This window comes from Streptomonospora sp. PA3 (genome assembly GCF_009728995.1).
Classification (GTDB): domain Bacteria; phylum Actinomycetota; class Actinomycetes; order Streptosporangiales; family Streptosporangiaceae; genus Streptomonospora.
Genome location: NZ_VTZW01000004.1, coordinates 201,595 through 220,566, shown reverse-complemented (window position 1 = coordinate 220,566; position 18,972 = coordinate 201,595). Strand labels below are relative to the sequence as shown.

The 18,972-nt window shown below is 74.5% G+C and carries 15 protein-coding genes and 1 tRNA gene; 6 read left to right on the top strand and 10 right to left on the bottom strand.

Annotated elements, in window-relative coordinates:
* Window positions 1–156: 156 nt before the first annotated feature.
* Both FZ103_RS03765 and FZ103_RS03760 read right to left on the bottom strand, forming a co-directional pair.
* On the bottom strand, window positions 157–1,515 hold the full coding sequence (locus FZ103_RS03765) for a cellulose binding domain-containing protein (protein WP_155998854.1): 1,359 nt from the start codon (window positions 1,513–1,515) through the stop codon (window positions 157–159).
* 433 nt (window positions 1,516–1,948) lie between these two features.
* Window positions 1,949–3,127 carry a lycopene cyclase family protein gene (locus FZ103_RS03760; protein ID WP_155998852.1) on the bottom strand — a complete coding sequence of 393 codons (1,179 nt, stop codon included), beginning with the start codon at window positions 3,125–3,127 and terminating at the stop codon, window positions 1,949–1,951.
* Between the two features lie 55 nt (window positions 3,128–3,182).
* Between FZ103_RS03760 and FZ103_RS03755 the strand changes: the two genes are divergently transcribed.
* Window positions 3,183–3,947 (top strand): methyltransferase domain-containing protein, encoded by a 765-nt coding sequence (locus tag FZ103_RS03755; protein WP_155998850.1) that lies wholly within the window; start codon window positions 3,183–3,185, stop codon window positions 3,945–3,947.
* Window positions 3,866–5,488: an FAD-dependent oxidoreductase gene (locus FZ103_RS03750; protein ID WP_155998849.1), complete on the top strand. Its 1,623-nt coding sequence runs from the start codon at window positions 3,866–3,868 to the stop codon at window positions 5,486–5,488. Before FZ103_RS03755 ends, FZ103_RS03750 begins: the two co-directional genes overlap by 82 nt.
* A gap of 51 nt (window positions 5,489–5,539) precedes the next feature.
* Here the strand turns inward: FZ103_RS03750 and FZ103_RS03745 are convergent, their stop codons facing one another.
* From FZ103_RS03745 to FZ103_RS03730, 4 genes are all read right to left on the bottom strand, one after another.
* The gene (locus tag FZ103_RS03745) at window positions 5,540–6,541 is read right to left on the bottom strand and encodes a DUF5914 domain-containing protein (RefSeq protein WP_155998848.1); all 1,002 of its coding nucleotides are present in this window, start codon (window positions 6,539–6,541) and stop codon (window positions 5,540–5,542) included.
* An 82-nt stretch (window positions 6,542–6,623) separates the two neighbouring features.
* Window positions 6,624–7,577: a phytoene/squalene synthase family protein gene (locus FZ103_RS03740; RefSeq protein WP_186355762.1), complete on the bottom strand. Its 954-nt coding sequence runs from the start codon at window positions 7,575–7,577 to the stop codon at window positions 6,624–6,626.
* The gene (gene crtI, locus FZ103_RS03735; RefSeq protein ID WP_343233364.1) at window positions 7,577–9,100 is read right to left on the bottom strand and encodes a phytoene desaturase family protein; all 1,524 of its coding nucleotides are present in this window, start codon (window positions 9,098–9,100) and stop codon (window positions 7,577–7,579) included. The genes FZ103_RS03740 and crtI overlap by 1 nt, the downstream gene beginning before the upstream one ends.
* Window positions 9,101–9,127: 27 nt before the next feature.
* On the bottom strand, window positions 9,128–10,282 hold the full coding sequence (locus FZ103_RS03730; protein WP_186355761.1) for a polyprenyl synthetase family protein: 1,155 nt from the start codon (window positions 10,280–10,282) through the stop codon (window positions 9,128–9,130).
* A 157-nt stretch (window positions 10,283–10,439) separates the two neighbouring features.
* Here FZ103_RS03730 and idi point away from each other — a divergent pair, with 157 nt between their 5' ends.
* Window positions 10,440–10,991, top strand: coding sequence for an isopentenyl-diphosphate Delta-isomerase (gene idi, locus FZ103_RS03725; RefSeq protein ID WP_186355760.1), 552 nt, complete (start codon window positions 10,440–10,442; stop codon window positions 10,989–10,991).
* 43 nt (window positions 10,992–11,034) lie between these two features.
* Here the strand turns inward: idi and FZ103_RS03720 are convergent, their stop codons facing one another.
* Window positions 11,035–11,745: a GAF and ANTAR domain-containing protein gene (locus FZ103_RS03720; RefSeq protein ID WP_155998846.1), complete on the bottom strand. Its 711-nt coding sequence runs from the start codon at window positions 11,743–11,745 to the stop codon at window positions 11,035–11,037.
* A gap of 386 nt (window positions 11,746–12,131) precedes the next feature.
* A tRNA-Ile gene (locus FZ103_RS03715) sits at window positions 12,132–12,205 on the bottom strand.
* 317 nt (window positions 12,206–12,522) lie between these two features.
* Here FZ103_RS03715 and FZ103_RS03710 point away from each other — a divergent pair.
* The 3 genes from FZ103_RS03710 (at window position 12,523) to FZ103_RS03700 (ending at window position 17,228) form a co-directional block, all read left to right on the top strand.
* Window positions 12,523–13,512 (top strand): malate dehydrogenase, encoded by a 990-nt coding sequence (locus FZ103_RS03710; RefSeq protein WP_155998845.1) that lies wholly within the window; start codon window positions 12,523–12,525, stop codon window positions 13,510–13,512.
* A gap of 119 nt (window positions 13,513–13,631) precedes the next feature.
* Window positions 13,632–14,603 (top strand): acetylxylan esterase, encoded by a 972-nt coding sequence (locus FZ103_RS03705; RefSeq protein WP_155998844.1) that lies wholly within the window; start codon window positions 13,632–13,634, stop codon window positions 14,601–14,603.
* A 111-nt stretch (window positions 14,604–14,714) separates the two neighbouring features.
* A complete protein-coding gene (locus tag FZ103_RS03700; RefSeq protein WP_155998843.1) occupies window positions 14,715–17,228 on the top strand; it encodes an RNA helicase in 2,514 nt (837 codons plus the stop codon).
* A gap of 55 nt (window positions 17,229–17,283) precedes the next feature.
* On the opposite strand, the gene FZ103_RS03695 is transcribed toward FZ103_RS03700, so the two are convergent.
* Together FZ103_RS03695 and FZ103_RS03690 are read right to left on the bottom strand one after the other, a co-directional pair.
* On the bottom strand, window positions 17,284–17,778 hold the full coding sequence (locus FZ103_RS03695; RefSeq protein WP_155998842.1) for a dCMP deaminase: 495 nt from the start codon (window positions 17,776–17,778) through the stop codon (window positions 17,284–17,286).
* A complete protein-coding gene (locus FZ103_RS03690) occupies window positions 17,778–18,467 on the bottom strand; it encodes a RibD family protein (RefSeq protein WP_155998841.1) in 690 nt (229 codons plus the stop codon). The genes FZ103_RS03695 and FZ103_RS03690 overlap by 1 nt, the downstream gene beginning before the upstream one ends.
* Between the last annotated feature and the right edge of the window lie 505 nt (window positions 18,468–18,972).

The window sequence follows — 18,972 nt, the reverse complement described above, 5'->3', positions numbered from 1 at the left end:
GGGGGCGGCGGGCGGGCGCGGCCGGGAGGGCGAGCGGGCGGCGGCGGCCCCGGACACAGCGGAGCGGGGCCCGCCGGAGGAGAGGCGGGCCCCGCTTGCCTGGGCGTCCGGTCCTGGGGGCGGGATCGGACGCCCGTCCCTACTCGGTCGAGGGGGTCAGATGTTGCCGGGTCCGGCGCCGGCGGTGACGACGGCGGGCACGTCCTGGGCCGCGTCGGGGCTGTAGGCGTAGGGCACCTCGGCCACGCTGCCGGCGGTCTCGGGCCGCCCGGAGTCGTCGAAGACGTTGCCGCGGGCCACCAGCCGGCCCGGATCGGAGTCGGCGTAGCCCACGTGGGTGGGGTTCTCGACGTTCTCGAAGTAGTTGTCCTCCACCAGCACCCCGGCGTCCATGGTCGAGGCCACCCCGTAGCCGCTGTTGCCGCGGTAGTAGTTGTTGTAGACGTGGACGGTCTCGCCGAAGCGCACCCGCGGATGCCGGCTCTGGGAGCCGTCGAAGTAGTTGTGGTGGTAGGTCACCCGCAGGTGGCCGTCATCGGCGGTGTGGCCGTCGGAGTGGCCCAGCAGCATCGACTTGCCGTGGTCGAAGACGTGGTTCCAGGAGACGGTGACGAAGTCGGACTCGCGCTTGATGTCCACCGCGCCGTCGGAGCCGTTGGTGAAGCTGTTGTGGTCGATCCAGACGTTGGTGGAGCCGTCCTGGACGTTGATGGCGTCGTCGTCCCAGTTCGCGAAGGCCAGGTTGCGGATGACGACGTTGTGGGCCTCGTCGACGTCGAGGCCCCCGCCGGTGACGGTGGCGCCGGAGCCGGCGCCGATGATGGTCTTGTCCGAGGTCACGTCGTTCATGCCGGACAGTTCGATGCTGCCGTGGACCTCGATGACGGCCGCGCCCTCGGCGGCCGCGGCGCGGGTGAGTTCGGCGGCGGTGTCCACGCTCACGGTCGCACCGCCGACCCCACCGGTCGTACCACCGTTCTCGGTGGCCCAGCCGACCAGGTCGGTGGAGGGCTGCGGATCGGTGCCGCCGTCGTCGCCGTCGTCACCGCCGCCGTCATCACCACCGCCGTCGTCGCCGCCGCCCGTGCTGCCGTCGCAGACGGTTCCGTTGAGGGTGAAACCCTCCGGTTCTCCGTTCGCACCGGAGTGGGTTCCCTGGAAGCCGAACGAGACGGTTCCGCCGGCGGGGATTCCGGCGTTGTAGGAGACGTTTCCTGCGGTGACGCCCGAGCCCGACTGGTCGATCTCGGCGCTCCACGCAGAAGTGACCTGCTGGTCGTCGGGGAAATCCCATTCCAGCGTCCAGCCGTCGATGGGATCGCCGAGGTTGGTGATCTCCACATTGGCGACGAAGCCGTTGTTCCACTGGCTTACGGTGTAGTCGACTTCGCAGCCTTCGGCCGCGGCGGCGGGTGCGGCGGCGAGCACGGCCGAACCGAGCGCCAGCGCGCAGCCCGCCGCCAGGCCGGCCGAGCAGCGCGACAGCAGAGCCGCGCGCAGAGGGGGATGCGACATGGGGGTACCTCCTTGGTCAGCCGCCGCCGCGACGACGGGCCTCCTAGCGGCCCGCCTGGGGGAATCGCGGCGGCGGACGCCCCGGCCGCGGAAACACGGAATTCCGCGATCGGCGAAGCCGCCGTTTCCAGGTGTCCGGAGCGACCGGGCCCAAGCACCGGACGACCCGAATCCCTTTCCACGTGCGACCAATGGAAAGCGCTTTCCATTTAACCAGGATATTACGCAGCAAAGTCACCCGGTGTCAATCGGCGATTCCCCGGTTTCTTGGAGTTCGACGGGATTCGATGGAGATTCGACGCGATTCGACGGTCATCCGATGAACCCCGGACCATGCCTTTCCGCGGCAGTTAAGCGGAATGCGGTCCTCGCATCGGGCCGGCTGGGCGAACCGCTGCCCGGGCGCCCGTCCGCTCCCGGCGGTGGTGCCGGATCACCGCCGCCGGGCGGTCCGCAGCGCGCACTCGGCCGCGGTCAGCGACATCGGCAGGAGCGGCGTGGTCGCCCCGATCACCAGTTCGCGGGGAAGTGTCGAGGGGCCGTCGAGGAACTCCAGCACGTCGGTCAGCCGGTTGCGCGCGAACAGCCGGGTGAAGAACCCGGCCCCGTCCACCCGCCCGGTGTCCAGCGCCCGCAGCAGCACCGCGTCCATGGCCAGGTGCCGGCGGCGGTGCGGCACCGGGGGGACGGGTGTGCGCCCGCGCGCCAGGGCCGCGGCGACCGCCGCGGTCTGGCGCTGGATCCCGGCGAAGGTGTAGCCGGTGGAGGGGCGGGTCGCGCCGCCGGCCGCGCCGATGAGGAAGACGCGGCGCCCGACGCGGGTGGGCAGGCGCGCGTCGGTCATCGGGATGGCCCCCTGCTCGGCGGACACCACCTCGAAGTCCGCCAGGCCCAGCAGCCGGCCGGTGTAGTCGCGCAGCGCAGCCTCGTAGGCGGCTTCGCCGATGGCCTCGCGGGTGAACTCGGTGTACTCCACCAGGGCCTCGCGCTCCGACAGCGGCAGGATGTAGCCGAAGGAGACCCCGCGGGCCGGCTGCGGCGTGCGCAGGTCCATCAGCACGGCTGCCCGCGGGTCGAAGGCTGCGCGCGGCGCGCGCACGAACCAGCCGCGGAAGTGCTGCAGCAGCGCGGTGCGGCTCGGCGGCCGCGGCCGGGGCCGGGAGTCGAACACCCACCTCGCGCCGATCTCCACCGGCTCGCCGTCCTCGTCCACCGCCCGCACCACGGCGCGCTGCGGGCCGTCGGCGATCTCCTCCACCCGCGCCCGGTAGCCGGTGACTCGCCGCGCGGTCTCCGACCGCACGCGTGCCTCGAAGTCGGCCGAGCGCAGCATCTTGTAGCGGAAGGGCGCCGTGGGCGAATCCCGCTCGGCCGCGTCGGCCCCGACCACCCGCAGGCGGTCCCAGGAGGCCGCCAGGAGCGGGTCCCACCGGCCGGCGCCGCGCTCCCAGTAGCACCAGGTACGCTCGGGCGGGCGCAGCGGGCCGGGCGGCGCGTCTACCAGCGCGATCGACGGCCGGCTCCCGCCCGCCCGGTTCACCACCGCCAGTCGGTGGGTAAGAGAGAGCCCAGCCGCGCCCCCTCCGACGACCGCGACGTCGAACTGGCGCATGGCGCAAGCATCCCACGCGCCGCGGCGCGGTTCCACGCAGCACGACAGGGGTGAGATGGACAGTCCCGTACAGGCGATGAAGACGGGCGCGGTGACCGAGGAGTTCGACCTCGCCGCCGCCGACTACGACCGCATGGTGGGCGCCAACCCCGGCTACCACGACCACCTGGAGATCTCGGCGCGGCGGCTGGCCGAGGGCGTCGGCGACGGCGGCGCCGGGCTGCGCGTGGTCGACCTGGGCTGCGGGACCGGCGCCTCCACGCGCGCCCTGGCCCGGGCGCTGCCGCAGGCCGAGATCGTGGGCGTCGACTCCTCCGCCGGCATGCTCGCGGTGGCCCGGACCAAGAGCTGGAGCCCTCGTGTGCGCTTCGTGCACAGCCGCGCCGAGGACGCCACCGCCGCACGGCTGGGCGGGCCGGCCGACGCCGTCTTCGCCGCCTACCTGCTGCGCAACTGCCCCGACACCGACGCCGCATTGTCCGCCGCGACCGCCCTCGCGCGGCCGGGTGCCCCGGTCGTGCTGCACGAGTACTCCGTGGCCGACTCGGCGGCGGCGCGGGCGGTGTGGACCCTGGTGTGCTGGGGGGTCGTCATCCCGCTGGCGCTGGCCTGGACGCGGCGCACCCGCCTGTACCGCTATCTGTGGCGCAGCGTGCTTGAGTTCGACGGCGCCGCCGCCCTGCGCGAGCGCATGTGCGCGGCAGGGCTGGAGGACGTGGCCACCCGGCCGCTTCCGGGATGGCAGCGCGGCATCGTGCACACCTTCGCGGGCCGCATGCCCCCGGCCGGTCCGCAGGCCCCCGACCGGGACGGGGTGTGAGGGCGGCGGGGCGCGACCCGCGCGCGGTCCGGATCCCGCCCCCGGCTCCCACCGGCGGACCGCCCGACCCGGCGCCGCGGGTCGCCGTGGTCGGCGGCGGGATCGCGGGACTGGCCGCCGCGACGGCGCTGGCGGAGCGGGGCGTGGCCGTCACCGTACTGGAGCGCGAGGAGAGCCTGGGCGGGCGGCTGCGCGGGTGGCCCGTCCGGCTGCGCGACGGCTCCGCGGCCACCATGACCCGCGGCTTCCACGCGTTCTTCCGGCAGTACTACAACCTGCGCGGGCTGCTGGCCCGGGCCGACCCGCAGCTTGCGGCGCTCACGCCGCTGGAGGACTACCCGCTGGTGCACGCCGACGGCGGCCGCGACGGCTTCGCCGGGCTGCCGCGCACACCGCCGTGGAACGCCTTCGCCCTGGCCGCGCGCAGCCCGAGCTTTCCGGTTCGCGAACTGGCCGGGGTGAACATCGCGGCGGCGCTGCAACTGCTGGACGTGGACGTGCCCGGCGTCTACGAGCGCCTGGACGGCATGGCGGCGCCGGCGCTGCTGGAGGCGGCCGGATTCCCCCGCAGCGCCAGGCACCTGGCCTTCGAGGTGTTCTCCCGCAGCTTCTTCGCCGACCCGCGGCGGCTCTCGGCCGCCGAACTGGCGGTGATGTTCCACATCTACTTCCTGGGGTCGAGCGAGGGCCTGGTGTTCGACGTACCCCGCTCGCCGTTCCCGCAGGCGCTGTGGGATCCGCTGGCCGAGCGGCTGCGGTCGCTGGGCGCCGGGGTGCGCACCTCGGCGCGCGTGGAGGCCGTGGCCGCGGGGCGGCGGCGCCGGTTCGCGCTGGCGTGTGCGCAAGCGCCGGCCGAGGAGTTCGACGCCGTGGTGCTGGCCGCCGATGTGCCCGGGCTGCGCGAGCTGGCGGGCCGCTGGGAGTTCCCCGCCGACGCCGACTGGCTCGCGGAATTGGCGCGCCTGCCCAGCGCGCCGCCGTTCCTGGTGTCGCGGCTGTGGCTGGACCGGCCGGTGCACGCCTCGCGGCCGGGATTCCTGGGCACGGCGGGCTACCCGACGCTGGACAACGTCAGCGTGCTGGAGCGCTTCGAGGACGAGGCGCGCTCCTGGGCGCGGCGCAGCGGCGGCTCCGTGGTGGAGCTGCACGCCTACGCCCTGCCCGAGGGCTGCGACGCCCAGCGGGAGCACGAGCGCCTGGTGGAGCAGCTGCACCGGGTGTACCCGGAAACGGCCGCCGCCGGGATCGCCGACGAGCGCCGCGAGCTGCGCGCCGACTGCCCGCTGTTCCCGCCGGGCGGCTACCGGCGGCGCTGCACGGTGCAGACGCCCGACCCGTACCTGGTGATGGCCGGCGACCATGTGCGCGCCGAGCTGCCCGTCGCCCTGATGGAGCGCGCGGCCACCACCGGCATGCAGGCGGCCAACGCCCTCCTGGCCCGCTGGGGCCTGCCCGGCCACCCGCTGTGGAGCGTGCCGCGCCGGGGCCGCAGCGCCGCCGCGCGCAGCCTGGCGCGCTGGGCGCGCAGCGGGCGGGGGTAGGGACCGCTTCCGCCGGAGCTCCCGGCCGGGCTCTTGTGCCGTCCCGCTCGCCTACCCCGGCCAGCGCCCGGTGGTGCGCAGCAGGTAGCGGCGCTCGGCGTAGGCCAGGTCGTCGCGCCAGAGGCGGCGGGCGGCGGCGCGCATCAGCGGGCGGACGACGGGGGCCGCGCGGCGGGCCAGGGCGAAACCGGGGCGGTCGGAGGCGGCGACCGCGGCCTCGATGACGGCGGTGCTCGGCACGCCGCCGCGCACGCCCAGCGGGGTGGCGTGGGTCTCGACCACGCTGCCCCGCCCTTCCCCCTCGATGATGCGCATGACCACGGTGCGCGGGTCCGGGCACTCGAAGGCGGCGCGCACGGGGACGCCCCAGCGGCCGGCCACCTTGAAGGCGACCTCGGCGACCAGGCGGTCGGGGTCGGGATCGGCGCCCGAGGGGATCTCGGTGACCCGCAGGCCGACGAAGGAGTAGGGGTGGAACCAGGAGCCGTGCCAGGGGTCGAGTCGGTTGGCCACGACGTCCTCCGGAGCGCAGCGGCCCGCGAGGCTCTCGACGGCGGCGATGGCGCCCGCGCCGCGGGGGCGCTCGGGGACGACCGGCCGGGGCAGGGGCTCCTCTCCCCCGGCTCCGTCCAGCCGCACCCAGGCGAGCACGCCGTCGTCGTGCGCGGGGAAGGGGGTCCACCCGGGGAACCCGCCGCCGTCCAGGGCCAGTCCGTGCCAGCGGCAGACCAGCCTGCCGTCGGCGACCGCGCCGCGGCACAGGGGGGCGCCCAGGTGCGGGCAGGCTCCGGGCGCGGCGCGCAGCGCGCCCTCGGCGTCGCGCCAGGCGACGATCTCGGTGCCGGCGACGACCCGGCCGAAGGGGCGGTCGCGGCGGACCTCGCGGCTGGCGGCGAGCACGAACCAGTTGCCCGAGGGCCGGGCCAGCGCCCGCTTGAGCGCCGCCTCGATCACGCCGGGCGCGGCCTCGCGCCACGTCGGGCGCTGGCGCTGCCAGGTCGTGGCGGGCAGGCGGCGCAGCGGGAGCCGGCGCGGTCGGGGATCGAGTTCCATGGGTCGGTCCCTTCGTCGGAAGGCGGTGGCGGGCGGTGCCCTGCCCGGCCGCGGCGGGCGCCGCGGCCGGGCGCGTGGCGGATCACCGCGCCAGTGCGCGGGCGGTGAGGGCGCGCCCCAGGGCCGGCAGGGCGACACGCATCCGGCGGGAGTTGGGGACGCGGTGCCGCCGCGTCCACACGTCGAAGTCGGCGGCCTCGATCTCGTCGAGGATGCCCCGGTACAGCAGCAGGGCGGTGCTGATGCAGGGGCGCGAGACCGGGTCGAGCATGGCACAGCCCGGCTCGGCGCGGCGGTAGATCCGGCGGTTGATGGCCGCGCATTCGGCCAGGGCGGCGCGCACGCGCGGGTCCTGGGCACGGGTGGCGCGGCAGTGCTCCAGCAGGGCGCGGTCGGCCCCGTGCGCGGCGAGCACGTCCTGGGGCACGTAGACGCGCCCGCGGTCGAGGTCCTCGGCGACGTCGCGCAGGAAGTTGGTGAGCTGGAAGGCCTCGCCCAGCGCCGCGGCGTGCGGGGCGGCCCGCTGCCGGGGCACGACGGTGCCCAGCACCGGCAGCAGTTGCAGCCCGATCACCTGCGCGGACCCGTACATGTAGCCGCGCAGGTCGGCGTAGGTGGCGTAGTGGCCGACGGTGAGGTCGGCGCGCATGGAGGCCATGAACGCGCGGAAGTACCGCGCGGGGATCGCGTAGCGGTGGGCGGTGTCGGCGAGGGCGCGCACGACCGGTTCGCCGGAGGTGTGTTCGGCGTCGGCCAGTGCGGCGGCGACCTCGGCCTCGATGGCGTCGATCCGCCGGCGCCGCTGCCCGGTGCCGGGCGGTTCGCCGTCGCCGCCGGGGCCGTCGACCACGTCGTCGACCCAGCGGGCGAACCCGTAGAGGGCGTGGACGGCGGGGCGGCGGGCCGCGGGCAGGACGCGGGTGGCCAGGTAGTAGGTGCGCCCGTGGCGGGCGTGCAGGGCCCGGCAGCGGGTGTAGGCGTCGCGCAGGCCGGGGTCGGCGATCCCGGCGGCGTCGAGTTCGGCGGCGGTTCCCATCAGCGTGCCTTCCGTCGCACGGCCGCGGCGCCTGCGATGCGCGCGGCCGCGAGCTTGCCTGAGATCACGGCCGTGGGCAAGCCCACGCCCGGAGTCGTGCCGCAGCCGGCGAGGACGGCGTTGGCGGTGCCCGCGACCGTGTTGCGCGGGCGGAACGGCCCGGTCTGGGCGAAGGTGTGGGAGGTGGCGAAGGGGGTGCCGAAGGCCATGCCGCGGCGGGACCAGTCCTCGGGGGTGATGAGGTGCTCGGCGGTGATCGCCGAGCCGAAGCCGCTCAGGCCGCGGGCTTCGAGGGTGTCGACCAGGTGGTCGCGGTAGGGGCGGGCCGCGCGGCGCCAGTCGGTGGGACCGGTGCGCAGGTTGGGGCAGGGCGCCAGCACGGACATCAGGTGGCGGCCCGCCGGTGCGAGGTCGGGGTCGGTGGCGGTGGGGCGGGTGATCAGCAGCGACGGGTCGGTCATGGTGGCGCCCCGGTGGATGATCTCGTCGAAGGTCCGCTCCCAGGCGGCGCCGAAGGAGACGGTGTGATGGGCGAGCTGCGGCCAGGTGCGGTCGGTGCCGGCGTGCAGGACCACCGCCGAGGGCGAGAACCGCAGCGGTACGGGCCGCCAGGGGGTGCGGCCCAGCAGCCGGTAGGCCATCGGCAGGTCGGCCGTGAGCACGATCGCGTCGCAACCGACCCGGTCGCCGTCGGCGGTGACGGCGGCGGTGACGCGGTCGCCGCGGCGTTCGAGGCGGCGCACGTCGCATCCGTAGCGGATCTCGCCGCCGGCTTTCACCGCCGCGTCGGCCATGACCGTGCCCAGCGAGCGCATCCCGCCCTTGGGGAAGTACACGCCGGCGACGGTGTCCATGTAGGCGATGACGGCGTAGGCGGCCAGCGCGCGCTGCGGCGCGACGCCGGCGTAGAGGGACTGGAAGGAGAAGAGGCGGCGGAGCCGCTCGTCGGAGAGGAACCGGCCGATGGCCGGCGCCAGTCGGCCGAAGCCGCCGATCGCGGCGAGGCGGGCCAGTTCGGGGCAGAGCAGCTGCAGCGGGGAGTCGAAGTTGGTGTCGATGAAGCGGCGCAACTGCAGTTCGTAGAGGCGGCCGAGCCAGCGCCGCAGCCGCAGGTAGCCCTGCGCCTCGCGGTCTCCGGCGACCCGGCGCACCTCGGCGGCCATGGCCTCGGCGCCGGTGTGCACGTCGATCACCGAGCCGTCGGCGAAACGGGCGCGGTAGGCGGGGTCGAGGCGGACCAGCTCCAGGGCGCCGCCGGCGGAGGCGCCCACCGCAGCCAGCGCCTCGTCGATCAGCTCGGGCATGGTCAGCACGGTGGGGCCGGTGTCCAGCCGGAACCCGCCGATGTCCAGCCGGCCGGCGCGTCCGCCGGGGTGGGGGTCGCGTTCGAGGACGGTCACCTCGCGGCCCGTGCCCAGCAGGTGCAGGGCCGCCGCCAGACCGGAGACGCCCGCTCCCACGACCACGACGCGGTCGGTGGGACCGGGGACGGTGCGCGCTCTCGCCGCCGGCGGTGCGGTCACGGGATCACTCCGCTCCTTGTGCGGGGCCTACCGGGTGCGTGTCGCGGCCTGCACGGCCATGGACTCCAGCGCCCGGCGGGCCGCGCCGGGCATGGGGGTGTCGCGGATGCGGTCGAGGCCGGACTCCACCAGCCGCGAGATGCGCTCCTCCACGGCGGCGCGGGCGCCCAGCTCCTCCAGCAGGGCGGCCAGGGTCGCGACGGCGTCGTCGCCGAGGGCGGTGTCGCCCGCGCAGGCCCGCAGCACCGCCGCCGACTCGGCGTCGCCGCGCGCCCGTGCCCGCTCGACCCCCAGCGCCCACAGCAGGGTGGGTTTGCCTTCGCGGATGTCGTCGCCCACGGGCTTGCCGGTGACGGCGGGGTCGCCGTAGAGGCCGAGCAGGTCGTCGCGCAACTGGAAGGCGGTACCGACCTCGGCGCCGTAGCCGCGCAGCGCCGCGGTGAGCACGTCGTCGCCGCCGGCCATCGCCGCGCCCAGGTGCAAGGGCCGCTCGGCGCTGTAGGCGGCGGTCTTGAGCCGGTCCACGCGCAGCGCGGCGTCGGGCGAGTCGTCGCCGGAGGCGCGGGCGCGCAGGTCGAGGAACTGGCCGGTGATCAGCTCGGTGCGCATCCGCTGCCAGGGCACGCGCGCCAGGCGGCGTGTGCCGAGGCCGTCCAGAGCCTCGTCGAGCATGTCGTCGGCCCAGGCGAGGGCGAGATCGCCGGCCAGGACGGCGACGGATTCGCCGTAGCGGCGGGCGCCGCCCGCCCACCGGCGGCGGCGGTGCTCGTCCTCGACGGCGATGTGGACGGCGGGGCGGCCGCGGCGCAACGTGGAGGCGTCCATGACGTCGTCCTGGATCAGGGCGCAGGCGTGCAGCAGCTCCAGGGCCGAGGCCGCGCGCAGGGCCGACCGGGCCGCCGGACCCTCGGCCGCTCCACCGGCGGCGCGCCAGCCCCACCAGGCGAAGGCGGGGCGGATGCGCTTGCCCCCGGAGAGGACGAAGTCCTGGAGGCGCTGGACGGTCTCGGTGTCGAACCCGGTGTCGGACTCGCCGGTGGCGGCGCGGCGGTCGGCGAAGAACTCCGCCAGCAGCCCCTCCACCACCGCGCCGAGGGAGTCGTCCGGCGCAGCGGTGCCGCCCACCGGTGCGACCGCGGCGCCAAAGGCGGGATACGGGCAGGTCCGTGCACTCTCGGCCATCGCAGACGCCTCCAGTCGGTCTCCGGCGGTTGCCATTCTTCTCTGATCGCCTCGCGCCCCCTACCCCCCATCGGCCCCCGCACTCGGGAAAACGCTTCGCGCCGCCCCGCCCTCTGGTAGGTTCCGAGCGGATGATCTTCGAGGCCGGGGAGGGCGCGTGCCGGACACCCAGGGCAGCGGCGCCGACCCGCCGGACCGCGAACGCGTCGTGCTGCTCGACAGCGGCAACCGCCCCGCCGGCACGGCCGACAAGCGCCTGGTGCACGGCCCCCGCACGCCGCTCCACCTCGCATTCTCCTGCTATGTGTTCGATCCGGCCGGCAGGCTGCTGGTGACACGCCGCGCACTGGGCAAGACCGCCTGGCCGGGGGTGTGGACCAACTCCTTCTGCGGGCACCCGGGGCCGAGTGAGCCGCTGGAGGAGGCCCTGCACCGGCGGGCCCGCCAGGAGCTGGGGATCGAGGTCGAGGACGTCACGGTCCTGCTTCCCGAGTTCGCCTATCGCGCGACCGACGCCTCGGGAATCGTCGAGAACGAGTTCTGCCCCGTCTTCCGCGCCGCGACGAGCCAGGCCCCCTCGCCCGATCCCGCCGAGGTGGTCGAATGGGAGTGGGCGGACTGGGAGGACTTCGCCGCCGTCGCCCGGCGCGCGCCGTGGGCCCTCAGCCCGTGGGCGGCCCGCCAGGTCGCGCTGCTCGCCGGAGACTGAGCGGCGGGCGGGGGCGCCCCCTCCCGGACGGCCGGGCGGCGGCTCACTCCCCGGGGATCTCCCCGGTCTCGACGGTCCTGCGGGCGATGTCGCGGAGCTTGGTGTTGGAGTTCATCGAGGCGGTGCGCAGGACGCCGAAGGCCTCGTCGCTGGTGATCCGCTTGCGCTCCATGATGATGCCGACGGCCTCGCCGATCTCCTGCCGGGTGGCGTAGCCCTCGCGCAGGGTGGCCTCGCGCTGTGCGCCGGCGATGGCCACGGCGGCGTGGGAGGCGAACACCCACCCGATCTGGCGGGCGTCCTCGCCGAAGGCGTTCGGCGAGCGGGAGTACAGGTCGAGCGCGCCCAGGTTGTCCTCATGGGTGTAGAGCTCGAAGCCGAGCATCGACCGGATGCCCAGGTCGAGCGCGCGGGGCCGGTAGCAGGGCCAGCGCGACTCTTCGGCCAGGTCGTCGACCCGGAAACTCTGCTCCTGGCGCGAGGCGTCCAGGCACGGCCCCTCGTCGCACTCCAGCTGGGCGCGATCGGAGGCACGGACCAGGTCGCTGGTCGCCGCCGGGGTCTCGAAACGGCGGTTGCGCCGGTCGATCAGCAGGATTCCGGCTTCCTCACAGCCGTCGACGGCCTCGACCGCCATCTCCACGATCCGCTCCAGGACCTCCTCTGTGGAGTCCCGGGAGAACAGCTCCCGCGCCATGTCGGCGAACAGGCGGTGGTAGGCACCGAGCCGTCCGCCGCCACCGTTTTCGGACATCGATCGCCTCCCGCGCTCGCACACTACACAACCGGATGCCACCGCGACATCACCGTGTGTGCCTTTCGCTCACAACCGAGACGGCAGACTTGGAAGACCGCACGGACCTCCGCCGCCCGGCACTCGGCGGCGCCGCCTGCCGACCCACTTCCCGCCGCGCGGTCGTCCCTCACCCGGCCGCCGCGCAGACGGCGGCGGACGCCCGCGAACCAGAAGCAAAGCACAGCCCGCGGCACCCGCGGTAGAGGCTGATGGCAGGCACGGTGGTCTGCGGGAATGCCCGGGCCCGCGAACGCGGCGCCGCAGTGGATCGGGAGGGCGTTCAGCGGCGCCGCCGACGCACCCGGGCAGGTCGGCGGCGCGGTCCGCGCGCGCAAGTGAAGAAGTAGGGCGGGCGGGGCTCGAACCCGCGACCCAAGGATTATGAGTCCTCTGCTCTGACCAGCTGAGCTACCGCCCCGCCACGGGGCGGGATTGAGTCCCGCCGATGGCTGCCCGGCCGGGTGACTCGGTCGGGAACCCCGTTATCTTAACAGCACCGTGCACCCGGCCATTCTTCCGCAAAACCGGGCCGTTCCCTCGCGCGTGCGCGCCCGCGCGGCGCGGCGGGCGCGCAGGTGGGGCGGGGCGCGGCGGTCGAGGGCGGCGGGGCTAGGGTGGGATGCCGCGGCGCCGTTCGCCAGCGCCGGCGGGGCGCTGCGCGGGGCGGATGCCGGACGGCCGCGGGGCCGTGGATAGCATCGCCGGTCGCACATACGTCATCAGGAGAAGAAGGTCATGGCCCAAGTACCTGTCAACGTCACCGTCACCGGGGCAGCCGGGCAGATCGGCTACGCGCTGCTGTTCCGCATCGCCTCGGGCCAGCTTCTGGGCCCCGACACGCCCGTCAAGCTGCGTCTGCTGGAGATCCCCCAGGCGGTCAAGGCAGCCGAGGGCACCGCGATGGAGCTGGACGACTGCGCGTTCCCGCTGCTGAAGGGGATCGACATCTTCGACGACGCGCGCCCGGCGTTCGAAGGCGCCAACGTCGGCCTGCTCGTGGGCGCGCGCCCGCGCAGCAAGGGCATGGAGCGCGGCGACCTGCTGGAGGCCAACGGCGGCATCTTCAAGCCGCAGGGCGAGGCGATCAACGCCGGCGCCGCCGACGACGTGCGGGTGCTGGTGGTGGGCAACCCCGCCAACACCAACGCGCTGATCGCCCAGGCCCACGCCCCCGACGTGCCCGCCGAGCGCTTCACCGCCATGACGCGCCTGGACCACAACCGGGCGCTCACCCAGCTCGCCAAGAAGCTCGGCGCCTCCGTCACCGACATCAAGAAGCTGACGATCTGGGGCAACCACTCGGCGACGCAGTACCCCGACATCTTCCACGCCGAGGTCGGCGGCGCCAACGCCGCCCAGGCGGTCGGCGACGAGGCGTGGCTGCGCGACGAGTTCATCCCGACCGTGGCCAAGCGCGGCGCGGCCATCATCGAGGCGCGCGGCGCCTCCTCGGCGGCCTCGGCCGCCAACGCCGCCATCGACCACGTCTACGACTGGGTCAACGGCACCCCCGAGGGCGACTGGACCTCCGCGGCCATCACCTCCGACGGCTCCTACGGCGTGCCCGAGGGCCTGATCTCCTCCTTCCCCGTCGTCTCGCGCGGCGGCCGCTGGGAGATCGTGCGGGACCTGGAGATCGACGCGTTCTCCCGCGAGCGCATCGACGCCTCCGTCCAGGAGCTCACCGAGGAGCGCGACACCGTCCGCAAGCTCGGCCTGATCTGAGCCGGTCCCCGGCGGATCCGCGCGACACAGCGGGCGCGCCGCGCGGCGCGCCCGCTTTCCCGTGTCCCGGGCCGACTCCCGGCGCGGCCCCGGGGAAAGCGTTTTCTAGTATTGCCGCCATGCCGATCACCGATCTCCCCGCCGACCAGCTCCGCGAGTACCGCGCCGCCCCCACCGCCGCCGAGGACTTCGACGGGTTCTGGGCGGCCACCCTGGACGACGCCCGCCGCCACGACGCACCTCCGCGCACCGCCCCCGCCGCCTCGCCCCTGACCACGCTGGAGGTGCTCGACGTCGCCTTCCCCGGATTCGGCGGCGAACCCGTCAAAGCCTGGCTGCTGCTACCGCGCGAGCGCCGGGGCCGACTGCCCTGCGTGGTGCAGTACCCCGGCTACGGCAACGGGCGCGGCAAGGCGCTGGACGCGCTGCACTACGCCTCCTGCGGCTACGCCCACCTGCTGATGGACGTCCGCGGCCAGGGCACCAACTCCGCGCGCACCGGCGACACCCCCGACCCGCACGGCTCGCCGCACCCCCACTACCCCGGCTTCATGACCAAGGGGATCCTCGACCCCGGCGCCTACTACTACCGCCGCGTCATCACCGACGCGGTGCGCGCGGTCGACGCGGCCCGCCGCCTGGACGGCGTCGACCCCGACCGCGTCGCCGTGGCCGGAAACAGCCAGGGCGGCGGGCTCGCGGTGGCCGCGGGCGCCCTGGCCACCGGGGTCGCCGCGGTGATCGCGGAGGTGCCCTTCCTGTCCCACTTCCGCCGGGCGGTGGAGATCGCGGCGCAGCGCCCCTATACCGAGATCGCCGAGTTCTGCCGCTCCTACCGCGACAGCGCCGACCAGGTGTTCGCCACCCTGGCCTACGTCGACGCGCTGAACTTCGCGCCGCGGGCCGGGGCACCCGCCGCGTTCAGCGCCGCCGCCATGGACGACGTCACGCCGCCGTCCACCTGCTATGCCGTCTACAACGCCTATGCCGGGCCCAAGCAGATGCGGCTGTGGGAGTTCAACGGCCACGAGGGCGGCCAGGACTTCGCCACCGAGCGCAACCTGGAGTTCCTCGCCCGCACCCTGGGCTGAACCGGGGCTCGGCACGCCTCGGCCGCGCCGGGGCGGCGCGGCCGAGGCGTGCCGAGCCGCAGAGCAGGGCCTGTGGAGGAGTGGACCGGGCGGTCGCCGGGAGCAGGCAGTATGGAATGCGTGAGTCTCATCGATCAGCTTCCCGCCCGCCCCGAACCCGACTCCCTCTTCGAAGCGTTCGCGTCCTGGGCCGAGGAGCGCGGGCTCACCCTCTATCCCCACCAGGAGGAAGCCCTCATCGAGGTGGTGTCGGGCTCCAACGTCATCCTCAGCACCCCCACCGGCTCCGGCAAGAGCCTGGTCGCCTCCGGCGCGCTGTTCGCCGCACTGGCCCGCGACGAGTGCGCGTTCTACACCGCGCCCATCAAGGCCCTGGTCTCGGAGAAGTTCTTCGAGCTGTGCGCGGTCTTCGGCACCGACAACGTCGGCATGATGACCGGCGACGCCAGCGTCAACTCCGACGCCCCCATCGTGTGCTGCACCGCCGAGGTCCTGGCGCAGATCGCGCTGCGCGACGGCGCCGACGCCGACATCGGCACCGTCGTGATGGACGAGTTCCACTTCTACGGCGACCCCGACCGCGGGTGGGCCTGGCAGGTGCCGCTGCTCGAACTTCCGCAGGTCCAGTTCCTGCTGATGTCGGCCACCCTGGGCGACGTCAGCCGGTTCGAGGACGACCTCACCCGGCGCACCGGGCGCCAGACCACCGTGGTCAGCTCGGCCGAGCGGCCGGTGCCGCTGTACTACTCCTACCGCACCACCCCCCTGCACGAGACCCTTGAGGAACTCCTGGAGACCCGCGAGTCCCCCGTCTACATCGTGCACTTCACCCAGGCGCAGGCGGTCGAGCGCGCCCAGTCGCTGACCAGCATCAACATGTGCACCCGGGCCGAGAAGGACGCGATCGCCAAGGAGATCGGCAACTTCCGCTTCACCACGAAGTTCGGGCGCAACCTCTCCCGCTACGTCCGCCACGGCATCGGCGTGCACCATGCCGGCATGCTGCCCAAGTACCGCCGACTGGTCGAACGCCTCGCCCAGGCCGGGCTGCTGAAGGTCATCTGCGGCACCGACACCCTGGGTGTGGGGGTCAACGTCCCCATCCGCACCGTGCTGTTCACCGCGCTGAGCAAGTACGACGGCTCGCGGGTGCGGCGGCTGAGCGCCCGCGAGTTCCACCAGATCGCCGGCCGGGCCGGGCGCGCCGGATTCGACACCGTGGGCAACGTGGTGGTGCAGGCCCCCGAACACGTCGTGGAGAACGAGAAGGCGCTGGCCAAGGCCGGCGACGATCCCAAGAAGCGGCGCAAGGTGGTGCGCAAGAAGGCGCCCGAGGGGTTCGTCGGCTGGGATCAGAACACCTTCGAGAAGCTCATCGCCGCCGAGCCCGAGCCGCTGAAGTCGCGGTTCCGGGTGAGCAACGCGATGCTGCTGAGCGTCCTGGCCCGCCCCGGCGACTGCTTCGCGGGCATGCGCCACCTGCTCACCGACAACCACGAGGACCGGCCCGCCCAGCGGCGCCACATCAGCGAGGCCGTCGCCATCTACCGCTCGCTGATCGACGGCGGCATCGTGGAGCGACTGGAGGAACCCGACGAGAACGGCCGCGTCGCCCGGTTGACCGTCGACCTCCAGCCCGACTTCGCGCTGAACCAGCCGCTGTCGACCTTCGCGCTGGCGGCGCTGGAGCTGCTCGACCCCGCCGCGCCCACCTACCCGCTCGACGTGCTGACCGTGGTCGAGTCCACCCTCGACGACCCCCGCCAGATCCTCGGCGCCCAGCTGAACAAGGCGCGCGGCGAGGCCGTGGCGCAGATGAAGGCCGACGGCATCGAGTACGAGGAGCGCATGGAGCGGCTGGAGGAGATCGACTACCCCAAGCCGCTGGAGGAGCTGCTCGACCACGCCTACGAGGTCTACCGGCGCGGCCACCCGTGGGTGGGCGACCACCCGCTGCGGCCCAAGTCGGTGGCGCGCGACCTGTTCGAGCGGGCGATGACGTTCACCGAGTACGTGGGCTTCTACGAGCTGGCGCGCTCGGAGGGGCTGGTGCTGCGCTACCTGGCCGGCGCCTACAAGGCCCTCAGCCAGACCGTTCCCGAGGACGCCAAGACCGATGAGCTGCGCGACCTGATCGAGTGGCTGGGCGAGCTCGTCCGCCAGGTCGACTCCAGCCTGCTGGACGAGTGGGAGCAGCTGACCAACCCCGAGGAGCCCGAGACCGCCGAGGACGAGGCCGAGGAGCGCGTCAAACCGGTCACCGCCAATCCCCGGGCGTTTCGGGTGCTGGTGCGCAACGCGATGTTCCGCCGGGTGGAGCTGGCCGCGCTGGGCCGCTACGCCGAGCTGGGCGAACTGGACGCCGAGGACGGCTGGGACGCCGAGGCGTGGGAGGCGGCCATGGACGACTACTTCGAGGAGCACGACGACCTCGGTATCGGCCCCGACGCGCGCAGCCCGGCCATGCTGCTCATTGAGGAGCACGGCGACAGCTGGCAGGTCCGCCAGATCTTCCACGACCCCAGCGGCGACCGCGACTGGGGCATCAGCGCCGAGGTCGACCTCACCGCCTCCGACGAGGCCGGCCACGCCGTCGTCCGCGTCACCGACGTCAACCGGCTCTGACCGGCGCTGCCCCGCGTCGGGGTGTCCGGGGCCGCCGAGCGGGAGGCGGGTGGTCTCAGCCCAGCAGGTGCGCGTTGACCTCCCGCGCCTCCTCGGCCAGGGCGGCGTACTCGACCACGGTGCGGCCCGCACGGCGCAGCCGCTCCACGCCCTCGGCGCGGACGAACAGCGCCGGCTCGCGCCAGGCCACGACCACCCGCGGGATCGGCGTCGCCAGGATGAGATCGGCGCACGGAGTGGGGCGCGAGGCCCGCTGCGAGCAGGGCTCCAGCGAGCTGTAGACGGTCGCTTCGGCGAGCCGCGGGTCCCGCGGGTCGATCCCGCGCAGCGCGGCCTCCTCGGCGTGGTCGTGCGGGTCGTCGCGGCGCGAGTAGCCGTCGGCGAGGACCTCGCCCCGGGCGTCGACGATCACCGCGCCGACCGAGAACGCGGTCTGCGAGGGCGGGCACCGGCGGGACAGCGCGATGGCCGCGCGCAGCCAGTGGCGGTCGGCGCCGGTGGGTTCGGCTCCGGTGCCGGGCGGCGGGCCGGGGGCGGAGGGGGTGGTCATCACGCGGTCTCCGGGGTCTGGGGCAGGTAGCGCAGGATCGCCATGTCGCCGAGGGCGCGGGCCTCGGCGAGCCGCATCGGTGCGGCGGGCCCGTGGAGGAAGGCCCCCGGGGCCACGAAGCGCGGGGCGGCGGGGTCGCCGATGAAGAACGGGGCGACCGCGACGCGCAACTCGTCGGCGAGCCCGGCGGTGAGGAAGCGGGTGTGCACGCCGGTGCCGCCTTCGACCAGCAGCCGCCGGACGCCGCGGGCGGCGAGGTCGGCGAGGACCGCGGCCGGGTCGGAACCCGCCTCGACGACCTCCGCGTCGCTGCGGGCGGCGGCGAACCGCCGCGCGGTCGCGGCGCGGGCGGCGGCGCCGACGTAGACCAGCTTGGCCGCGTCGCCGGTGGTGAACACCCGTGCGGCGGGATCGACGCCGCCGCTCTCGCTGAGGACGACCTTGACCAGGTCGGCCGTGTGCCCCTGGGAGACCCGCCGCGCCCGCCGCTCGGGCGAGCGCACCAGCAGCCGCGGATCGTCGCTGCGCACGGTGCCGGCCCCCACGAGGATGGCGTCGCACCCCGCCCGCAGCTCGTCGACCTCGTCGAAGTCCTCGGCCGAGGACAGCCGCAACCGCTCGGGCCCGCCGTCGTCGATATACCCGTCGAGCGACATGGCACAGCTGAGCAGCGTGTAGGGGCGGGGCATGGGGCCAGCTTAGGGCGTATTCAACAACGGCGGGGCGCGGCTCCAGGCGCTTCATGCCACGAACTTGTACAGAGCCGGCTTGCCGCCGAGCGCACGGATCACCGTTGCGCCGGACGCCCGCAACCGGTGGCGCGGCTCCGCCCCACAAGCTCAGCGTGCGCTCGGCGGCAAGCTGCGACCGCGCTACGCGAGACGCGCCCATTGCCGCAACCCCGGTGGTGGCGGCTCCCCTGCGGTTCCCGGTGGAATCCTCTGCCCTGGCGACCGGAGGACCCTCCGCGAACCGCCCAGGGCGGTCACCACAGCGGCTGCGGCAATGGGGCTGGGGTGCGCGAAGCGCCGTGCGCCAGCTTGCCGCCGAGCGCACGGATCACCGTTGCGCCGGACGCCCGCCACCGGTGGCGCGGCTCCGCCCCACAAGCTCAGCGTGCGCTCGGCGGCAAGCTGCGACCGCGCTACGCGAGACGCGCCCATTGCCGCAACCCCGGTGGTGGCGGCTCCCCTG

Bases quoted from the DNA above. Each gene is read 5' to 3' on its own strand.
- FZ103_RS03765 (WP_155998854.1), bottom strand. From the start codon at position 1,515: ATGTCGCATCCCCCTCTGCGCGCGGCTCTGCTGTCGCGCTGCTCGGCC.
- FZ103_RS03760 (WP_155998852.1), bottom strand. From the start codon at position 3,127: ATGCGCCAGTTCGACGTCGCGGTCGTCGGAGGGGGCGCGGCTGGGCTC.
- FZ103_RS03755 (WP_155998850.1), top strand. From the start codon at position 3,183: ATGGACAGTCCCGTACAGGCGATGAAGACGGGCGCGGTGACCGAGGAG.
- FZ103_RS03750 (WP_155998849.1), top strand. From the start codon at position 3,866: ATGGCAGCGCGGCATCGTGCACACCTTCGCGGGCCGCATGCCCCCGGC.
- FZ103_RS03745 (WP_155998848.1), bottom strand. From the start codon at position 6,541: ATGGAACTCGATCCCCGACCGCGCCGGCTCCCGCTGCGCCGCCTGCCC.
- FZ103_RS03740 (WP_186355762.1), bottom strand. From the start codon at position 7,577: ATGGGAACCGCCGCCGAACTCGACGCCGCCGGGATCGCCGACCCCGGC.
- FZ103_RS03730 (WP_186355761.1), bottom strand. From the start codon at position 10,282: ATGGCCGAGAGTGCACGGACCTGCCCGTATCCCGCCTTTGGCGCCGCG.
- FZ103_RS03720 (WP_155998846.1), bottom strand. From the start codon at position 11,745: ATGTCCGAAAACGGTGGCGGCGGACGGCTCGGTGCCTACCACCGCCTG.
- FZ103_RS03710 (WP_155998845.1), top strand. From the start codon at position 12,523: ATGGCCCAAGTACCTGTCAACGTCACCGTCACCGGGGCAGCCGGGCAG.
- FZ103_RS03705 (WP_155998844.1), top strand. From the start codon at position 13,632: ATGCCGATCACCGATCTCCCCGCCGACCAGCTCCGCGAGTACCGCGCC.
- FZ103_RS03700 (WP_155998843.1), top strand. From the start codon at position 14,715: ATGGAATGCGTGAGTCTCATCGATCAGCTTCCCGCCCGCCCCGAACCC.
- FZ103_RS03695 (WP_155998842.1), bottom strand. From the start codon at position 17,778: ATGACCACCCCCTCCGCCCCCGGCCCGCCGCCCGGCACCGGAGCCGAA.
- FZ103_RS03690 (WP_155998841.1), bottom strand. From the start codon at position 18,467: ATGCCCCGCCCCTACACGCTGCTCAGCTGTGCCATGTCGCTCGACGGG.